The organism is Corallococcus exercitus (assembly GCF_003611585.1).
Lineage (GTDB): Bacteria > Myxococcota > Myxococcia > Myxococcales > Myxococcaceae > Corallococcus > Corallococcus exercitus.
On record NZ_RAVW01000695.1, the window covers coordinates 1 to 2,813 of the forward strand.

Sequence of the window (2,813 nt, forward strand, 5' to 3'; positions counted from 1 at the left end):
GCTGGGGGTTGGGCGGGACGGCTTCGAAGGGCGGCGCCCAGGCCACCCAGGGCAGTTGCTGGAGCGTCACCTTCTTGGGCAGCCGGGCCTTGAGCTCCTTGGACACGAAGACGCCGTTGGGAACCTCCAGCGTGTCCACGAGCTTGAGGTCCGCGCTCGTGGGAGGCCGCCCGCGCAGCGCGAGGTCCGCCTCGCCGCGCCCCAGGTCGAGGTATTGAATCTGCGACTGCACCTCCAGGCGCAGGCCCGGGTGCTTCTGGGCGACGAAGGCGGCGAAGGGGGCCACGAAGTCGAAGCTCATGTAGGGCGTGGCCGTCACGCGCACGATGCCCCGGGGTGAGCTGTCCGCGGACTCCGCCGCGCGGTGCAGCTCCCCGGCCCACTCCGCCATCTTCTTCGCGGGCACGAGCAGCCGCTCGCCCGCGGATGTGAGCGCCGCGCCATCCACGCTCCGGCGGAACAGCGCCGAGCCCACCGCGTACTCCAGCGCGGCCAGCCTCCGGCTCACCGTGGGCTGACCGATGCGCAGCCGCCGCGCCGCCGCGCTGAAGCTGCCCGTCTCCGCGATGGCGAGGAACAGCCGGGCGTCGTCCCAGGAGATATCCATGAATGGATGGCATCATGCCGTTTTCGCCAATTTCCATCCACAAGCGCATCCCGCATCTTGCCGCCTGTCCCGAACGCCCGGTGCCCCGGGCCCGGCAAGAAGGAGTCCCCGCCATGAAGTCGTCCCTGCTCGCGCTCTGCCTGTCCGTCATGGGTTTCACCACCGGCTGCGCTACCTCCTCCCACGGCGTCCAGAGGTCCGCGCTCGGCGTGACGCGGCCCGCGGACGCGCTGCTCGCGCAGCTGGACGTGCCCGGGCCGGTGGAACTGGAGACCGTGACGTCGTGCGATTGGGCCGTGGACAGAAGCGGCCTCATCAACCTGGACCACCCGACGGCGAAGGCGGCACACCTGGAGGACGGGGACGAGCCCGTCCAGGTCTTCTTCCATGCGCTGCGCCACCCGACGCGAGGGCTGTACATCGTGGACACCGGGGTGGAGACGGCGCTGCGCGACGCGCCGGACCGCTCGGCGATGCGCGGCATCGTCCTGAGCGCGATGCACATGGAGAAGATGAAGGTGCTGGCGCCGCTGGGCGAGTGGCTGGCGAAGCAGCCCCAGCCGCTCTCCGGCGTCTTCCTCACGCACCTGCACCCGGATCACATCAGCGGCATGGCGGACGCGCCGGCGGGGACGCCCGTCTTCACCGGCCCGGGTGAGGCGGGCAGCCGCGCCTTCGTGAACCTGCTGGTGCAGGGCGTCACGGACCGCGCGCTGGAGGGCAAGCCCGCGCTGTCGGAGTGGAACTACACGGCCGACCCGAAGGGCCTCTTCGACGGCGCGGTGGACGTCTTCGGGGACGCTTCCGTGTGGGCGCTCTGGGTGCCGGGGCACACGCCGGGCAGCACCGCGTACCTCGTGCGCTCCACGAAGGGGCCGGTGCTGCTGCTGGGAGACGCCAGCCACACGCGCTGGGGCTGGGAGCACGACGTGGAGCCGGGCTCCTTCACGCAGGACGGGCCCCGGGGCCTGGAGAGCTTCAGGAAGCTGCGCGCGTTCGTCGCGGCGCACCCGGAGGTGGAGGTGCGCTTCGGCCACCAGCACTGAGGCCTTCCAGGCCTCCCCGGAACGCACGGCGGTACGCGAGGGGGCTGGTGGCGACGAAGCGCTGGAAGTGTTCGCGGAAGGTGGTGAGCGAGCCGAAGCCCACCTTCGCCGCGATGGCCTCCACGGACTGGCTGGTGGTCTCCAGCAGGTGCTGCGCGCGGCGCACGCGAGCGTGGAGGAGCCACTGGAGGGGCGTGGTGCCGGTCTGCTCCCGGAAGTGGCGGCTCAGGGTGCGCTCGCTCATCGCCGCCTTCCGCGCGAGGGCCTGGAGCGTGAGCGGCCGGTGCAGGTGGTCCTCCATCCAGTGCAGCAGCGGCTCCAGCGACGCGCCTTCGGGCGCGGGGGGCACGTGGGTGATGAACTGGGACTGGCCGCCGTCCCGCTCCAGCGGCATCACGGCCAGCCTCGCCGTGTCCGCCGCCACCGCGGCGCCATGGTCGCGTCGCACCAGGTGCAGGCAGAGGTCCAGCCCCGCCGCCGCGCCCGCGGAGGTGAGGAGCTGGCCGTTGTCGACGTAGAGGACGTTCGGATCCACCTGGATGGCGGGATGGCGCCGGGCCAGCTCCTCCGCGGCCATCCAGTGCGTGGTCGCGCGCAGCCCGTCGAGCAGCCCCGTCGCAGCCAGGAGGAACGCCCCCGTGCAGATGGACGCGATGCGAGTGCCCCGGCCCGCCGCCGCGCGGAGCGCCTTCAGGAGCGCGGGAGGGACGGGCGCGGAGAGGTCCATGATGCCGGGAAGGAAGATGGTGTCCGCGCGCGCCAGCGAACCCAGGCCATGGTGGGTCTTCACCCGGAACGCGCCCGCGTGGACCTCCGGGGTCAGGCCGCAGACGCGGACCTGGTAGCCGGGGCCACCGAAGGGCAGCCGCACGTGGCGGAAGACCTCGGTGGGGATCGAGAGGTCAAAGGGAACCACTCCATCCAGCGCGACGATGGCCACGGTGTGCATGGCGGGAAGATGCCAGGACGGGGGTGTTCCCGCCAAGCCGGCCCGTGGCGGGAAGCCGTCGAAAGATGGCGTTTCCGCCACTCACGGTGCGTGGGGAGTGCGTGGCATACGGGCGGGGTGTGACGGATGCACGGTGAGGGTTTCCGCGTGTTGATCTACCGCTTGCTGCTCCTGCTGAAGTTCGTGGGCGTGGTGCTCTACGGGGGCGGGC

The 2,813-nt window shown here is 71.7% G+C and carries 3 protein-coding genes; 1 reads left to right on the forward strand and 2 read right to left on the reverse strand.

Features of this window, described 5'->3' with window-relative positions; genetic code table 11:
- Positions 1-607: LysR family transcriptional regulator (locus D7W79_RS40970; protein WP_147442329.1), on the reverse strand; the 607-nt coding region annotated here is incomplete at its 3' end.
- A gap of 113 nt (positions 608-720) precedes the next feature.
- On the opposite strand from D7W79_RS40970, the gene D7W79_RS40975 reads away from it, so the two are divergent.
- Entirely contained in the window at positions 721-1,653 is a 933-nt protein-coding gene (locus D7W79_RS40975) for an MBL fold metallo-hydrolase (protein WP_120530613.1), read from the forward strand.
- Here the strand turns inward: D7W79_RS40975 and D7W79_RS40980 are convergent.
- Positions 1,586-2,602, reverse strand: coding sequence for a GlxA family transcriptional regulator (locus D7W79_RS40980; protein ID WP_120530614.1), 1,017 nt, complete (start codon positions 2,600-2,602; stop codon positions 1,586-1,588). The two genes, D7W79_RS40975 and D7W79_RS40980, sit on opposite strands and share 68 nt — an antisense overlap.
- Positions 2,603-2,813 lie beyond the last annotated feature (211 nt).

Coding starts and splice junctions, on each gene's coding strand:
- D7W79_RS40975 (WP_120530613.1), top strand. CDS start 721: ATGAAGTCGTCCCTGCTCGCGCTCTGCCTGTCCGTCATGGGTTTCACC.
- D7W79_RS40980 (WP_120530614.1), bottom strand. CDS start 2,602: ATGCACACCGTGGCCATCGTCGCGCTGGATGGAGTGGTTCCCTTTGAC.